The sequence below is a fragment of the Bradyrhizobium sp. SRS-191 genome, from assembly GCF_024586915.1.
Classification (GTDB): domain Bacteria; phylum Pseudomonadota; class Alphaproteobacteria; order Rhizobiales; family Xanthobacteraceae; genus Bradyrhizobium.
Window position 1 is genome coordinate 13,988 of record NZ_JANBVS010000022.1, and the last position, 14,888, is coordinate 28,875.

The 14,888-nt window shown below is 66.8% G+C and carries 11 protein-coding genes; 2 read left to right on the forward strand and 9 right to left on the reverse strand.

Annotated elements, in window-relative coordinates:
• Window positions 1-142: 142 nt before the first annotated feature.
• Entirely contained in the window at window positions 143-1,234 is a 1,092-nt protein-coding gene (gene gmd / locus NLR35_RS29140) for a GDP-mannose 4,6-dehydratase (RefSeq protein ID WP_257169990.1), read from the forward strand.
• Window positions 1,235-1,274: 40 nt separating this feature from the next.
• Here gmd and NLR35_RS29145 read toward each other — a convergent pair whose 3' ends face one another.
• Together NLR35_RS29145 and NLR35_RS29150 are read right to left on the reverse strand one after the other, a co-directional pair.
• Window positions 1,275-2,189, reverse strand: a complete 915-nt coding sequence (locus NLR35_RS29145) for an acyl-CoA acyltransferase (protein WP_257169991.1) — start codon at window positions 2,187-2,189, stop codon at window positions 1,275-1,277.
• A gap of 190 nt (window positions 2,190-2,379) precedes the next feature.
• Window positions 2,380-3,600: a hypothetical protein gene (locus NLR35_RS29150; protein WP_257169992.1), complete on the reverse strand. Its 1,221-nt coding sequence runs from the start codon at window positions 3,598-3,600 to the stop codon at window positions 2,380-2,382.
• A gap of 132 nt (window positions 3,601-3,732) precedes the next feature.
• Between NLR35_RS29150 and NLR35_RS29155 the strand changes: the two genes are divergently transcribed.
• On the forward strand, window positions 3,733-4,917 hold the full coding sequence (locus NLR35_RS29155) for a glycosyltransferase family 4 protein (RefSeq protein ID WP_257169993.1): 1,185 nt from the start codon (window positions 3,733-3,735) through the stop codon (window positions 4,915-4,917).
• Between the two features lie 6 nt (window positions 4,918-4,923).
• Here the strand turns inward: NLR35_RS29155 and NLR35_RS29160 are convergent, their stop codons facing one another.
• From NLR35_RS29160 to NLR35_RS29190, 7 genes are read right to left on the reverse strand one after another with little or no spacing between them, the layout of a single operon-like run.
• A complete protein-coding gene (locus tag NLR35_RS29160) occupies window positions 4,924-6,099 on the reverse strand; it encodes a glycosyltransferase (RefSeq protein ID WP_257169994.1) in 1,176 nt (391 codons plus the stop codon).
• Window positions 6,092-7,114: a polysaccharide deacetylase family protein gene (locus NLR35_RS29165; RefSeq protein ID WP_257169995.1), complete on the reverse strand. Its 1,023-nt coding sequence runs from the start codon at window positions 7,112-7,114 to the stop codon at window positions 6,092-6,094. Before NLR35_RS29165 ends, NLR35_RS29160 begins: the two co-directional genes overlap by 8 nt.
• The gene (locus NLR35_RS29170; protein WP_257169996.1) at window positions 7,111-8,631 is read right to left on the reverse strand and encodes a lipid II flippase MurJ; all 1,521 of its coding nucleotides are present in this window, start codon (window positions 8,629-8,631) and stop codon (window positions 7,111-7,113) included. The genes NLR35_RS29165 and NLR35_RS29170 overlap by 4 nt, the downstream gene beginning before the upstream one ends.
• Window positions 8,628-10,007 carry an O-antigen ligase family protein gene (locus NLR35_RS29175; RefSeq protein WP_257169997.1) on the reverse strand — a complete coding sequence of 460 codons (1,380 nt, stop codon included), beginning with the start codon at window positions 10,005-10,007 and terminating at the stop codon, window positions 8,628-8,630. The genes NLR35_RS29170 and NLR35_RS29175 overlap by 4 nt, the downstream gene beginning before the upstream one ends.
• The gene (locus tag NLR35_RS29180; RefSeq protein ID WP_257170072.1) at window positions 10,004-11,161 is read right to left on the reverse strand and encodes a glycosyltransferase family 4 protein; all 1,158 of its coding nucleotides are present in this window, start codon (window positions 11,159-11,161) and stop codon (window positions 10,004-10,006) included. Before NLR35_RS29180 ends, NLR35_RS29175 begins: the two co-directional genes overlap by 4 nt.
• On the reverse strand, window positions 11,158-13,425 hold the full coding sequence (locus NLR35_RS29185; RefSeq protein ID WP_257169998.1) for an exopolysaccharide transport family protein: 2,268 nt from the start codon (window positions 13,423-13,425) through the stop codon (window positions 11,158-11,160). Before NLR35_RS29185 ends, NLR35_RS29180 begins: the two co-directional genes overlap by 4 nt.
• Window positions 13,426-13,452: 27 nt before the next feature.
• Window positions 13,453-14,607 carry a glycosyltransferase gene (locus NLR35_RS29190; protein WP_257169999.1) on the reverse strand — a complete coding sequence of 385 codons (1,155 nt, stop codon included), beginning with the start codon at window positions 14,605-14,607 and terminating at the stop codon, window positions 13,453-13,455.
• Between the last annotated feature and the right edge of the window lie 281 nt (window positions 14,608-14,888).

Sequence of the window (14,888 nt, forward strand, 5' to 3'; positions counted from 1 at the left end):
CCCATGAGGGAGATCTCGGACTGTGCCCGTCGTCACGGAGCGAAGACATCTGCCGCGAAAGTCCGGCCCTGGGCGCAACACGGGCTGGCCGGAGGCACAACGGACCATGCTGCTGCGGTTCAATCGGGGGCACTGATCTCTTATGGCCAAGAAGCGGGCCCTCATCACCGGCGTCACGGGGCAGGACGGTGCCTATCTCGCCGAATTGCTGCTCGGCAAGGGCTACGAAGTCCACGGCATCAAGCGCCGCTCATCCCTGTTCAATACCGATCGCATCGATCACCTCTACCTCGATCCTCATGAGCCGGATCCGCCGTTCCGCCTGCATTATGGCGACCTGACGGATTCCTCCAGCCTGATCCGCATCGTCGGCGAGGTGCGCCCGCACGAGATCTACAACCTCGCGGCCCAGAGCCATGTGGCCGTGTCGTTCGAGGAGCCTGAATATACGGCCAATGCCGACGGACTCGGGACATTGCGGCTGCTCGAAGCCATTCGTATCGTCGGGCTCGAGAAGGAGACGCGGTTCTACCAGGCCTCGACCTCCGAGCTCTACGGGCTGGTGCAGGCGGTTCCTCAGCGCGAGACCACTCCGTTCTATCCGCGCTCACCCTATGCCGTGGCCAAGCTCTACGCCTATTGGATCACTGTGAACTATCGCGAGGCCTACGGCATCTACGCCTGCAACGGCATCCTGTTCAATCACGAGTCCCCGGTGAGGGGCGAGACGTTCGTCACCCGCAAGATCACCCGCGCGCTCGCCCAGATCCGCCTCGGCCTGCAGGACCATCTCTATCTCGGCAATCTCGACGCGATGCGCGACTGGGGTCACGCCCGGGACTATGTCGAGATGCAGTGGATGATGCTGCAGCAGGACGAGGCCGAGGACTACGTCATCGCCACGGGCGTGCAGCACTCGGTGCGCGATTTCGTCAATCTGGCAGCGGCCGAGATCGGTCTCACGCTGGAATGGAAGGGCCGCGGCGTCGACGAGAAGGGCTACGATGCAGCGACCGGCAAGTGCCTCGTCTCCGTCGACCCGCGCTACTTCCGGCCGACCGAGGTGGCGACCCTGCTCGGCGATCCCTCCAAGGCGAAGCAGAAGCTCGGCTGGGTGCCGCAAACGACATTCGAGGAGCTGGTGCGCGAGATGATGCACGAGGATCTCGAGTCGGCGAAGCGCGACGAGCTCATCAAGCAGCACGGCTTCCGCTATTGCGCCCGCCACGAATGAGCGGTCCGCGGCGCCTCTGATCGCGCGGAATCCGTTTGGCTCACCGGTCGAACAGCGCCGCCTCGGTAAAGGCGAGGTCGCCGAGGCGCGGGGGGTGCGGGCCCTTGGCGTATTTCCGGCCGCGCTTGTCAGAGTACCAGCCGACGAGTGCCGGCATGGCCGCGTTGGCGTCGAGCCGGACCAGGAGGCCGCCGCGCCCAAGCAGGAAACGTCCGAGGTTGCCGGCAAGCCGGGTGAGGTCCGCCATGTCGCGGCAATACAGCAGACGGTAGATCGGCAGAATGTTCTTCACGTGATGTTTCTGAAACACGAACGGCCGGGTGACCCCGGCCTCGCGCGCGACGACACTCAGGCAGCCCCAATCCGCATGCTGCCGCAGCAAATCGATCTCATAGGCGGAGAGGCCATCAACGGCGCCGGCGGCGAATTCATCGATCGCCACGCCGGCCACCGGGCGGGACAGGGCCGGCGCGGCGTAGATCTGCCCTTTGCAATAGACAGAGAATCCCTGCGCCTCGACCTGTGGCCAGGTGTGCGGGGCCGGCGTGATGTTGAAGTAAGTGACGGTCTTGTCGCGCGTCGCCGCGCGAACCAGCATCGAGCTGAAAGCCCTGAACGCCGGCTCGACATACCAGCTCGAAACATTGGCCCTGACGATGACAGCCCCGTCTGGGCCCTGCACGTTCGAGAACAGCAGCAGGATGACGCCCACCGGCACACCGCCATGATCGAGGCAGTAGCCGAAGGCAGGAAAGCCCGCCGGCCGCGGGCGCGCCGCATGACGCTCCAGCCCGCGCAGCCAATAGGCTTCGCTGCGGAAGGCAAATCCGCGCGTCAGCAGTGCCGCGACCGCCGCAAGGTCCGCGGTCCTGATTTCGCGAATGCGGACGCCGGTCAGGGGCCGTGTCTGCGCCGCCGTGTCACTCGCCATCTCAGCCTTCCTGATCGGCTGCATTCCAGCGTCACCCAAGATCTGTCCCGCGCAAGAGCTGTCCCGCGCTGGCGCGCAGGAGGGATCCCGCCACGGATGCAATTATCGTAAAAAGCCGGAGGGGCAGTGAACCACGTCGTGCCGGCCTTACCATCTGGTTAATGGAGTCAGCGAAACCTGGCCGTGGTGGATCGATCGGTGTCCTCAACGCCGATCACGGCCGCGGCACGCGAAACATGTAGGTCTCGTCGGCATTGAGGCCGTCGACGAAGAAGCGGCCGGGCGTCACGTCGATGCGGCGCTGCAGCCCGTCCCATCCCCAGACCTCGAGGCTGCGCGCCCAGGCCGGCAGCTCGATTTCGACGGCCCGGCCCGGCCGGTCGGTCCAGCCGGCGATGTTCTGCCAGACGATCAGCTCGGCATCCGGACCGCTCAGCCTGTACAGCGCGAGGCGGCGGTCGATCGACACGATCTTCATGTGGCCGGCGAGTTGCAGCACCGTCCTCAAGACCTGGCTGCGCGCCTCCGGCACCCAGGGCTCCTTGCCGCTGGCCATCGCATAAGCGAGACCATCGACATCCGGCGTGTCGCCGAGATTCCAGGGGAAGGCGATGATCGAGACCGGCGAACGGCCGTCCTTGCCGACGACGGCGAGCTGGTCCCAGATCGCACTCAGAAACAATTTCGCCGCGACCTGCTCGCTCTCCCAGGCACCAGCCCGCGCGATGTTGAACTCGGTCGTGTAGAAGTTGATGTCGCGCGTCAGGCCCATCGCCTGCTTGATGCGATCGAAACAGGTCTGCACCGAGAAGGCACGTCCCCTGGTCATCGGATACCAGCGATCGTTGTAATAGGTGTGCAGGTCGATGCCGTCGAGCCGGCCATCGGCGAGCAGGTCGGCGATCGCCGGGCCGTAGCCGCGCAAGCTGGCGTCGCCATGCGAATTGCAGGTCGCGAAGCCGCCGGGAACCACGCGCAGCTTGGGGTCGACGCTGTGAACGCCGTCAGCCAGTCCAGCCAGCGCGTCGTGATAGTCCTGGCGCGGGATCGTGGCCTGCACGTCGGGCTCGTTGATCGCGGTGAAGATCGTTGCGCCCCAGTCGGGGATACCGTTTTCCCGGCCCCAGTCGCCGCCGGGCCGAAAGCGCTTCGCCATCGCCTCTCCAGCGGCGAACCAGTCCTGATAGGAGCCGACCGGCTGCGGCGGGTTCAGCGTCTGATAGCTGCCCTCATATTCGAGCAGGATCAGCGGCGTGATGCCGTTCGTGTGCGCCTCCAGCATGGCGGCATCGAAATCATGCGGCGTCGGCACCCGCGCGAGCGTGCGCCAGCCGTAAGAATCCATCCGCCCCATTCGCGCGCCGACGCCGTGCAGCGCCTGATAGAGCTGGCTGCTCTTGCCGGCGAGATGCGTCACGAGATTACCGCCGCCCATGCGATCGCGAACTGCGGCGCCGTTCACATCGTCGGCAAGGCCTGGAATTGCCGAGCCAAACGTTAATAGCGTTATGCTAACCACCAGCAGATTGGAACGAAGCCGCAATGTCTAGTCCCGTAAATGTCCGTGATGACTTTTGAGATCGTCCAGGTCGTTCAAGAGATAAGCAATGCCGGCGGCGTGGAAACCGTCGCCATCGAGCTGGCGCGCGTTTTCGGCCGGAATGGTTTATCGAATGTCGTGCTGGCGAGCGCGGTGGCTGAGAATCTCGAACAGTCGATCAAGGTCGAGCGTGTCGCGCCATGGCTGGCGCGGATTCCGACCCGTGGATTGTTTCGTCACATCGGCCGCGCCATCGTCGTTCCCCTGTTCACTGTGGCGGCAACGCGGGCGCTGGCGCGTCATCCCCGCGCCGTGGTCATCAGCCATGGTGACAGCCTCAAGGGCGACGTGCTGATCGTCCATGCCGTCAATGCGCAGAGCCTTGCGGAGAAGCGCGCTGCCGGCCGCTGGCGCTGGCTGCTCAATCCGATGCATCTCTGGGTCGCCTTGCGCGACCGCTTCATGATCGGCGGCCTGCGCTATCGCGCCTTCGTCGCCGTCTCCGAGAGGGTGACTGAAGAGCTGCAGCGCATCTACCAGGTGCCGCCGTCGCGCATCCAGGTCATCTCCAACGGCATCGATCTCAACCGGTTCAGACGCGATGAGCGGGCCGGCCGGGAGATCCGCCGCGCGTTCAACATTCCCGCCGATGCGCGCGTGCTGCTGTTCGCCGGCCATGAGTTCAGCCGCAAGGGGCTGGCCCATGCCGTCGGCGCGCTGGAGAAGCTCGGCGATGACGTGTGGCTGCTGGTCGTCGGCTCGGACAATCCCGCCCCCTACAAGAAGCTCGCCGATAAGACACGTGACCGGCTGATCTTCGCCGGCGCGCGCTCCGACATGCCGGCGCTCTACTCGGCCGCCGACGCCTTCGTGCTGCCGACGAGCTATGAGACGTTCTCGCTTGTGTGCATGGAGGCGATGGCCTGCAGCGTACCGGTGTTCGCAACCCCGGTCGGCGGCATCGAGGACTATCTCCACGACGGCATCAACGGCTTCCGCATCCAGATGGACGCCGATGACATCGCGGCGAAGATCGCCGCCGCGTTCGCCGATCCCGCTCTGCTGGAGCGCCTGGGTCAGGGAGCGCAGGCCACCGCGCAGGCCTATGGCTGGGATCAGGTCGGTCTGAAATACATCGAGCTGCTCCGACGGATCGATGCGGCCAAGCGTGAGCCGAGCCAATCGGCGTGGGCGCTGACCGCGAAGGCCTGAGTAGCGCTAGCTCGCCCGTAGCGGCCGCGGCGCCGCCAGGCGCGATGCGCTTCTCGACTGGTCCGCCGCTCGGCACGCGGTTTCGATCGCGGTTGCGACTGCATCATAGGTGAATCGCTTGAGCACATTGGCGCGAGCGGCCTGCGATCGCGGCGCGAACTGGGTTCGGTCGGCGCCGAGTTGGTCGAGCAGCTGACGCAGGCGTTCCGGGTCCTGCTCCGGCACGATCCAGCCGCCGTCGCCGATGACATCGGGAATGGCGCCACAGGTCGATCCGATCACCGGAAGGCCGCAGGCCTGCGCCTCGATGATCACCCGACCGAACTGCTCGCGCACTGCGTTCGTCGTCCGCGTCAGCAGCAGCAGCGCATCGAGACTGCGCAGAAAACAGGCCACCTCGGCAGGTGCGGCCCACCCCTGGAAATCGACGCGGCCGCCCAGGCCGAGGTCTTCCACGCGCTGGCGCAGATGCGCTTCGTGCGGTCCCTCCCCCATGATGCTCAGCGTCGCCGCCGCAGGGCTGCGCGCGAGCGCCTCGAGCGCATCGTCGAGTCCCTTCTCGACCACGAGACGTCCGACATAGCCGAGGCGCAACGACGCATCCGCCCGCCGCGCAGCGGGCGCATCCGCCGGCGTGAAGGTCGCGAGATCGACGCCATAGCCGATCGGCGTCACCGGCCCGGCGTAGCCACGCGCCCGCACGACCTCGGTCGCATCGGGGCTGCGCGACAGGATGTGATCGGTGCGGCCGAGGACGAACTTTCGGATCGTCTCGAACGGCGGCGGCAGCCGCTTGAGAATGTTCTGGTCGACCTCGAGCACCAGCGCCGCACGGCCGCGCAGCATTTGCGCCTGCAGCGCCACGATGCTCCATGGCTCCTCCCAGAGATGGATGACGTCGGGATCGAGCTCGCGCAGCAGGCGGCGCAGCGCCGGATAGAAATGCAGATACCATTTCATCGGCCCGGCCTCGGGCAGCCGGATCGGCAGCCGATGGACCGGGAAGCCGTCATCCGAGGGCGCTGCCTCGATCGTGCGGCCGAACTCCTTCCAGACCTCGGGCATCACCAGATGCAGGTCGACGCCGGGACGTGATGCGAGGAAGCGATAGCGCAGCCGGCCGGCCTCGCTGCTGGTGGCCGGATGGGCGATCGAGACGATCCGCAGGCGCAGGCTAGACACGGCCCATCACCCGCGCGGCAGCTCCGCTGAGGCCGGTGAGATGCAGCTCCATCGCGGCCAAGCTGCGGTGGGCGCCGTTCATGGTGTTGCGCGGAATCGAGAATGAATCCTGGCCGGCATGAACCAGGCCCTTGCGTGTCGTGGCAGCGCTGGCAAATCCCGCTTCGCGCGCCAGCGCGAAATCGCGCGGGCCGCAATCGGCGGCGCGGCCATAGGGAAAGGCGAAGTGCTTGACGTCGATGCCGAGCCGCGCGTTGAGGCGCAGCCGCGCGTCGGCCATTTCCTTCAGCGCGTGCTCAGGCGACAATGACGAAATCCGCGCATGCGACACGGTGTGGGCGCCGATCTCCACCAGCGGATCGCGCGCGAGGGTCTCGAGCATGTCCCAGGAGATCGCGTGCTTCCCATGCATCGCCTTGATGTCGATGCCGTTGGCGGCGCAGAAGGCGGCGTAGCAGCCTGCGGCCTGCGGCCCATCCCAGCGCGCCGCGACCTCGGCAAACACCGCACGGCGCTGCTCGTCGCTCGACAGCGTGATGTGCTCACCGTCGATCCAGAGGCTGTCTCTGTTCAGCAGCGCATCTTCCAGGCCCGCGGCCCATAGCGGCAAGGTGCCGTCGGGAATGCCGGTGGTCACGAACAGCGTGACCGGAACATTGTGCCGGCGGAACACCGGCACCAGCAGCTCGAACGTGTCGCGATAGCAATCGTCGATCGAGACATTCACATAGCGGCCCGCGGGCGTCTCGCCCGCGGCGCGGCGCAACGCTTCCTCCATGGTCACGACATCCCAGCCCTGTTCCAGCACATAGCCGAGGAAGCGATCGAGAAAATCGGCATCGACATAGAAGTCGCGATTGGGCAGGCGCTCCCACTGTTCGGAGGGCGCCGTGCGATGGAACGTCAGGCAGCAGCCGCGCGGGCCGAGCACGCGGTCGGCGGCCTTGGCGAGTGGAAGGACGAACGCGCTGGAGGCCATCATGGCCTTGGCGGCGGCGAGGGCCAACAGGGTCAACTCAGCTCTCCCTTCATCCTCAACGTGCGACGCACATGCCGGAACGCCGCGCCCACGACGTTCGGCAGCAGAATGCCGATCGCGAAGGCAAGGCAGATGAGATAGGCGACGCCGCCGGCGAACAGCCGCGGCAACAGGCCGGGCACGGCGTTCTGGATCATCATGCCCAGCATGACCATCAGCGCGGTCGGCAGCAGCGCCAGGCCGATCACCAGCAGCAGCTTGCGCGCATCGCCGAGCACGAACACCACGCCGAGCAGCAGCACCAGGCTGCGGATCGCCTCGCCGACGCCGAGCAGCTGCATGCCGGCCGCCGGTGACGGGTCGAACAGCGGCATCAATAGATTGAAGCCCATATTGGCGAGATAGGCGCAGACGATGATCAGCGCGGCAACCCCGTTGCGGCCGGCGCCGTTGAGCAGACGGATCAGGATCCAGCCGAGCGTCGCCGCCCAGACGCCGCAGGCGATGCCCTTGAGCGCATGCGAAGTCAGCAGCAGCGCCTCGTCGCCGAAGGCGCCGCGGAAATAGATCAGGCGCACGATGTCGGTCGCGAACACCAGCAGGAACGCCGAGGCCGGCAAGGTCAGCGCCAGCAGCGGTCGCAGCAGCGCCTCGGTCTGGGCGCGCGGATCGCGCGGCGCATGCTGCGACAGCACAGCCATGCCGAGCGGCTGGCTGATCAGCAGCAGCGCGCTTTCCGTCAGCGACCGCGCGTAGTCCAGCGAGGCGACGGCGCCGGTCGTCAGACGCGATGCGGTGAAGCGCTCGATCCAGACATTGCCCTGCTCGGCCAGCGGCAGCGCAAGCAGCACGCGCAGCCGGCGGAAGAACTCGATGCCCTTGTCGACGACCATGCGCATCGTGAGACCGGAGACGCCCAGCTCACCCTCGCGCCACAGCGAGAAAAGGCCCCAGGCCGCAAGGCCATTGAAGGCGACCGTGAAGGCGCAGGCGAGCATGTAGGCGTCGCCGGTGAGCACGAGCAGGCCGATGCCGCCGATGACGGCGACGTTCAGCAGGCTGGCACGGAGATTGGTCAGCCGCGTACGGCCGAGCGCGATCTCGCCCGCCGCCAGCACGTTGAGCACGGCCGAGGCGGGCATGGCGAGCGACATCATGCGCACGAAATGCAAAGTGAGTTCGCGGCCGTCCGCCGAGAAGCCACCGACCACGGCATTCACCCAGAGCTCGCCAAGCAGCAGGATCACCGCCATCACCAGCGTCGAGACCGCGCCGATCACGATCGTCAGAGCACCCAGGCTGCGCGCCGGATCGGGACGCTGCAGTGCCTCGCGATGCATCGGGATCATGATCGCCGGCACGCTCTCGTTCTGCAGGAAGGCGAGCGGAATCAGCACGGCGGCCATGGCCGCGCGAAAGCCGTCGGCGATGAGCGTGGCGCCGAGCACATGCGCCATCAGCACCTCGCGGGCGAAGCCGAGCAGCTTGCTGGCGAGCGCCCCGCTGATCAGGAGCGCACTGAAGCGCCGCAGCGAGGGACCTGAGGCGCTCATACGGCGTCCTCCGTCGCGCTCGGCGGAACCAGCAATGCGGCGAAGGTCCAGAACAAGAAGCCGTTCTCGCCGGAGGTGATGTTGGCGAGCGGCAACTGAATCAGCGCGCCGAGCGCCAGGGCACCGACGATCACGGCGTCCGACGAGGGATCCGACCATGCCGAGGCCAGCGCATTGCCGATCGCCCAGAGCAGCGCCGCGAGGCAGAAGCCGCCGACGACGATGCCCATGGTCAGCCAGCAGGCGATGATCATGCCGTCGACCGGCATGGCGCCGGCGGCGCCGACATCGGTGATGGTGAAGCCGGTGCCGAACAGCGAGCTGTCCGGCAGATTCCATAACGTCACGAATTCTTGCAGCCGCTCCTGCGCGCTGCCATCCTTGGTGCCCTCACTGAGCGACGACAGCCGGTCCGCAACGACGTCACCGAACGGCGTCAGCGTTGCCGCGAGCACCACGGCGACGGCAAGACCGACGAGGATCAGGCCGGCGCGGCGCCGCGTCTCAGAAAACAGCAGGCAGAACAGCAAGCCTATCGCAAGCGAGATCCAGGCCGTGCGATACATCGACAGCAGAAACCCGAGACCGGCGGGCACTGCCAGCAGCAGCGCCGGCCACGAGCGGCGGCCGAAGGCGATCAGCAGCAACCCCGCCGCGGTAAAGGAGGCATAGGCCGCAGGCGCATTCATCGTGCTGAACGAGCGCACGCCGTAGGGAACGGGCTGCCCGATCGAGATGATCGGCGCGTACTCCATCCAGTAGCGATCCCAGTCCGGCGGATCGACATATTGGTAGAGCGCATAGAGACCGGTGATCGGAAGGATGATCCCGAAGGCCGAGGCGGCCGCATCGATCAGTTCGCGGCGATCGGCGCTGAGCATCAGCACGGCCGCATAGAGCAGCGGCGCCAGCCATTTCAGCGGGCCGGAGGCGGCATTGTTCCAGTCCGCCTGCGCGAGCGAGAGCAGACCGGCATAGACGACGCAGACGGCGACGATGCCGAGCGGCCAGATCCAGCGCGCCGGAACCTGCCGCTGCTCGATCAGCCGCGGCAGTGACAGCACCGGCGCGAGGATCGCGAACAACGGACCGATCAGCATCAGGCCGAGCTGATCGTAGCCGGCCGAGAGATCGACGAGCCGCCGCACGAACGGCGCGAAGCTGAACAGGATCAGCGCCGCCTGGAGATGCACGGCCGGCCCCTGCCGCCACGCGTACCAGCCGACGCCGCCGCAACCGAGCACGAACAGCGCCCGCGACGCGCCGCCGAGCACGCCGGCCGCAAGCGCCGTGATCGCGAGCACGGCAATCGCCGCCGCCCAGCCGGGCAAACGCCAGTCGTGTTCGTCCGGCGCAGACGTGAGGATCGTGCTCACACCGCTGCTCCTGCGCGGACGTTGCGGATCAACAGTCCGATCGACTCCAGCATCCGGGCGAGACTGTAATGCGAGCGTGCGCGGCGCGAGGCGTAGGCCAGCTGCGGCTCAAGGACGGCAGGCTCGGCCAAGACAGTATCCAAAGCTTCCGCCAGCGCGCGTGCATCGCCGGGAGGCACGAGCATGCCGGCGCGGCCATGCTCCAGAATGTCCGGCGCAGCGCCTGCATCGGTCGCAATGACCGGGACGCCGGCGAGCATCGCTTCGACCAGAGTGCGGCCGAACGGCTCCGGATCGATCGACGGATGAACCATCACGTCGACCGCCTGCATCAACAGCGGCACATCACCCCGGTGGCCGAGGAAGTGAATGCGACCGGCGAGGCCGAGCGCGTCGACCTGCCGCTTCAGCTGCGCCGCATAGTCCTGCTCGCCGAACAGCGCGTCGCCAACGACGATGCCATGGACGCCTGGCAGCCTGGCCAGCGCCTCGACCAGAACATGCTGGCCTTTCCATTGCGCGAGCCGACTGAACACGCCGACCAGCGGCCCCTGCGGCAGGCCGAGCCGCTGCCGCAGCTCCTGGCGCGACACCGCGACGGGTTCGACGGACAGACCATTGGGCACGACTTCGATCAGGGATCGCCGTCCACCGGCCTCGATGAACGCGGCGGCCGCCGCTTCGGACGGGACGACGACCTTGGTCGCGAAGCGGTTGGCGAGAAAGATCTGCGTCCGGCGCTGCATCGCGCCGAAATGCGCCGGGCTGATGATGTCGTGCAGGTGCCAGATCAGCGGCTTGCGCGCGACGACATTGGCGATCGCGGCCAGCACGAAGGCCTTCTGCGAGTTGGCATAGACGACGTCATGCCGGCGGGCGAGGCGGGCGAGCTCGGCGGTGATCGCGGCCAAGCCACCGGCCAGCGGCAACGCCTTGAGCCATGAGCTATCGCGCCGGAATCGCGGCAGGCCGATGCCCCAGCGCGACGTGATGACGGAGAGCCCGCGATCGGACAATGCCTTGGCGAGCGGCCCCTGCTCGAACAGGAAGGCTGACGATTCGTTGCGCCCCTGAACGACGTCGAGCAGGATCAGTTCGGCGCCGCCGATCTGCCCGGTGTGATCAACGAACAGGACGCGTTCGCCCGACATCAGCCCGCCTCGGCATAGGCTGCGATCGACGCGGTCTGTCCGACGGTCGTGGCGCGCGGCTCGGCGTCAGCCATGGTGACGACGATGCCGACATCGGTCGCCCCGAGCGCCCGGCTCTTGTTCACCGTCGCAACAGCCGGCTCGATCAACGAGCGATCGCTGCGCACACAGACGATCACCCAATCCGTTCCCGACAGAAAGTCGTCGCGCTGCGACGAGAGCGGCGTATCGACGACGACGGCGTCATAGCCGTCGAGCCCGACGAGCAGACTATCGAGACTGATCACCTCGAGGATGTCACCGACCGGACCAGTCGCGACGCCGGCCGGCAACACATCGAGCGACGGATGCTCCGTGCGCAATACCATTTCGTGCAGCGGCCTGCCGTGCTCCAGCGCGCCCAGCCAGCCCGGGCTTGGAGCGAGGGCCATGACCTGCGCGAAGCTCGCATGCTCGACGTCGCACTCGACCAGCAGCACGCGCCGGCCCGCCGCCGCGAGATGCTCGGCCAGCACGCACGCCGTCGTCGTCTTGCCGTCGCCGGCGTCAGGCGATGTCACGACGAGCCGTTGCGGCCGCGGGGACGCGTCGAGGCCCAGCTCGTGAACGAGATCGTGCAGCATCACTTGGAATTCCGCGTCCTCGGAGGCGAGGCGCAGAACCTGCGGAATAGCGAGGGGCTGATGGCCCTGCAGGATGGCGCCGAGGGCGGACATCTGGCGCAGGCTCTTCAGACGCGGCAGGCAGGCCAGGATCGAAACGTCGGCGACGCTGGGAAGATGAGATTTCGGCTCGGCCGGCGGCTCATCCACCGCGGCTGGCAGTTCAGCCTGCGGCGGCAGATCTGGAACACTGGCCGGCGCATCATCAATCGGCGCGACGAGATCGCTGCTGACGGGCTCCGGCGCGGCCGTCGTCAATTTCGGAGCGGGGCGAAGCCGTGAGAGCTGGTCGGCAAGCAACGCGGCGGCGACGCCGAAGATGATCGCGAGCGTCAGGCCGGCGGCGAGGAACGGCACCTTCTTCGGGAAGAACGGCTTGCTCGGCAATTCGGCGAGGCTGACGAGACGCGTGCTGCCGCGCAGGACGCGGCGCTCGGTCTCGAGCTCGCTCGCCTTCTTGTAGAGCTCGGCATATTGCTGGCGCTTGATCTCGGTGTCGCGCACCATGCTCTCGATCGACGCCTCGTCCAGCGTCGCCGAGCCGGCTTCGGCCTTCGCCGTCTCCATCTGCTTCTTGAGCGAGGTCACCAGCACATTGTTGGCGTCGAACGTCTTCTGCGCGCTCGCTGCGATGGTCTGCATCTCGTCGACCAGCCTCTGCTGGATCGCGGCCTGCTCGCGCGTCAGCGCCAGGATCGAGGGATGCTTGGGGCCGAGCACGCCGGCGGCGCTGGCGAGCTGCGCGCTCACGGTGGTCAATTGCTGCTTGAGGTCGGCGATGGTGCGGCTCTGCAGCACCGACGGCGCATCGGTCGGGCCACGCTCCTGCTCGGACTTGATCTCCTGCAGCCTTGCCGCCGCCTCGGCGCGCGCGGCCTCCGCCTGCGACAGCTGCTGGCCGATGCTGGTCAGCCGCTCCGAGGAGATCGGCGCATTGGCGCCGCGCATGAGGCCCTTGGTCCGACGGAACTTCTGGATCTTGTCGTCGGCGTCGCGCAGCTGCTGGTCGAGCTGTTTCAGCTCCTGCCACAACCAGGAGCTCGCGACCTCACGGCTGTTGGCGCCCTCGGTGCGCTGATCCTCGAGGAAGGTCTGCGTCAGCGCGTTGGCGAGCAGCTTCGCCACTTCGGGATTGCCCGACTGATAGGAGATGTTGATGACGCGCGAGCGGCCGGCGGAGGCGATGCTGAAGCGGCTGTCGACGTGATCGATGAAGGCGCCCGGATCGGTCTTGAGGCGCTGGCACGCATCCGCCGCGCCCCACATGCGGCCGCGCTCGCATTCGCCGACGACGGCGTCGACGACACCGGGGGTCGCCATGATCTGCCGCAGCAGGCGCGGCGAGCGGATCACCAGCAGCTGGCTTTCCATGTCGGCGGGATCGCCGATCTTCTGCGCCCACGCCGCCGACGTATTGGCGCCCGGCTCCTGCTCGGCGATGATCACCGACGCGGTCGCGAGATAGCGCACCGGGAGCAGAACCAAGGCAGCGACCGCGACCGCGAGAACGGTAGCTGCGACCAGCGCGAAGACGCCGCGGCGGCGCCAGATCTGGGCGACGGCATCAAAGCCGGACAAGGCCTCGTTGAGAGCCGCCTGCCTCATGATCTGCACTCACACCACATCGCAACACTACGCAATCAAACGCGTCGCGCGGCCCTGATGGCCGTCGCGGAAATTGTCCAGCTCCTCGTTGACCGCCGCCACGAACTGGCTGCGGAAGCGCTCGGCCGAGAAGAAACCGGCGCGCTGGCGGCAATCGAGACGCGAGATCGCCTTCTCCTTGGCCACGAAGGACCGCACGCAGGCGGCGATCCCCTCGGGCTCCGGCGAATCGAAGAACATGCCGGTCGGACGCGGGCCGGTCGTGAGGATCGATTCCCGCGCACCGCCACGGCCCAGCGCCAGAACCGGCGCGCCTTCCGACTGCGCCTCGACCGGGATGATGCCGAAATCTTCTTCCGCCGCGAACACGAAGGCACGCGCGGTGGTCATGAGATCGCGCAATTGCTTGTCGGGCACGAAGCCGGCGAATTTCACATTCGGTCCCGCGATCGACTTCAGGCGCGCCGCCTCCGGGCCGTCGCCGGCCACGACCAGTTCGAGGTCCGGCATCGTGTTGAAGGCGCGCACGATCGGCTCGATGCGCTTGTAGGGCACCAGCCGGCTCGCGGCGAGGAAGTGACTACCGACGGGAAGGATCGCATCGCGCTGCGCGATGGTCACCGGCGGATAGATCACCTTGGCGTCACGGCCGTAGATCTTCTTGATGCGGCGGGCGACGAACTGCGAATTGGTGAAGATGGCGTCGGGGCCGTGCGCGGTGCGCGCGTCCCAGATCCGCATCTTGTGCAGCAGCGCGCGGGCGATCACGCCCTTGACGCCGGTCGCGTAGCCGCTCTCCTGCAAATACTGGTGCTGCAGGTCCCACGCATAGCGCATCGGCGAATGCACATAGGCGATGTGCAGCTGCTCCGGCCCGGTCAGCACGCCCTTGGCCACCGCGCAGCTCGAGGAAATCACGAGATCGTAGCTCGACAGATCGAGCTGCTCGATCGCGAGCGGCATCAGCGGCAAATAGGAGCGGTGATACTTCCGCAAGCCCGGCATCTTCTGCAGGAAGCTGGTGTGCGACCTTTCGAACCCCAGCCTGGCGCGCTCCTCGGGACGGAGCAGATCGAACAGCGTGAAGACGTCGGCGCCGGGATAGCAGCGCAAGATCTCCTGCAGCACCTTCTCGGCGCCGCCGAGAACGTAAAGCCAATCGTGGACGATCGCGACGCGCATCGTGCTCTCCCAATTCCCGGGGTATTTAAACAAACCCTTAAGGGAGGCGTTCACGCGCACAAAACCAATCCTAAACTTCTAGTTAATTGCCCTTGTCCTCCGACCCGTCGAATCCGCTGCTATCAGGTAAGGATCGGTTAAGGATATGCCAGCCTCGCCGCGTCTCGATTTGCGACATGCGTGCCGGACCAGAACGAACAACAAGGCTATGGTCTCGCTTCGGCACACTCGGGCACCCTAGGCCGTCTTGCTTAACAGGCCCTTGCCGCACGCAACGCCTG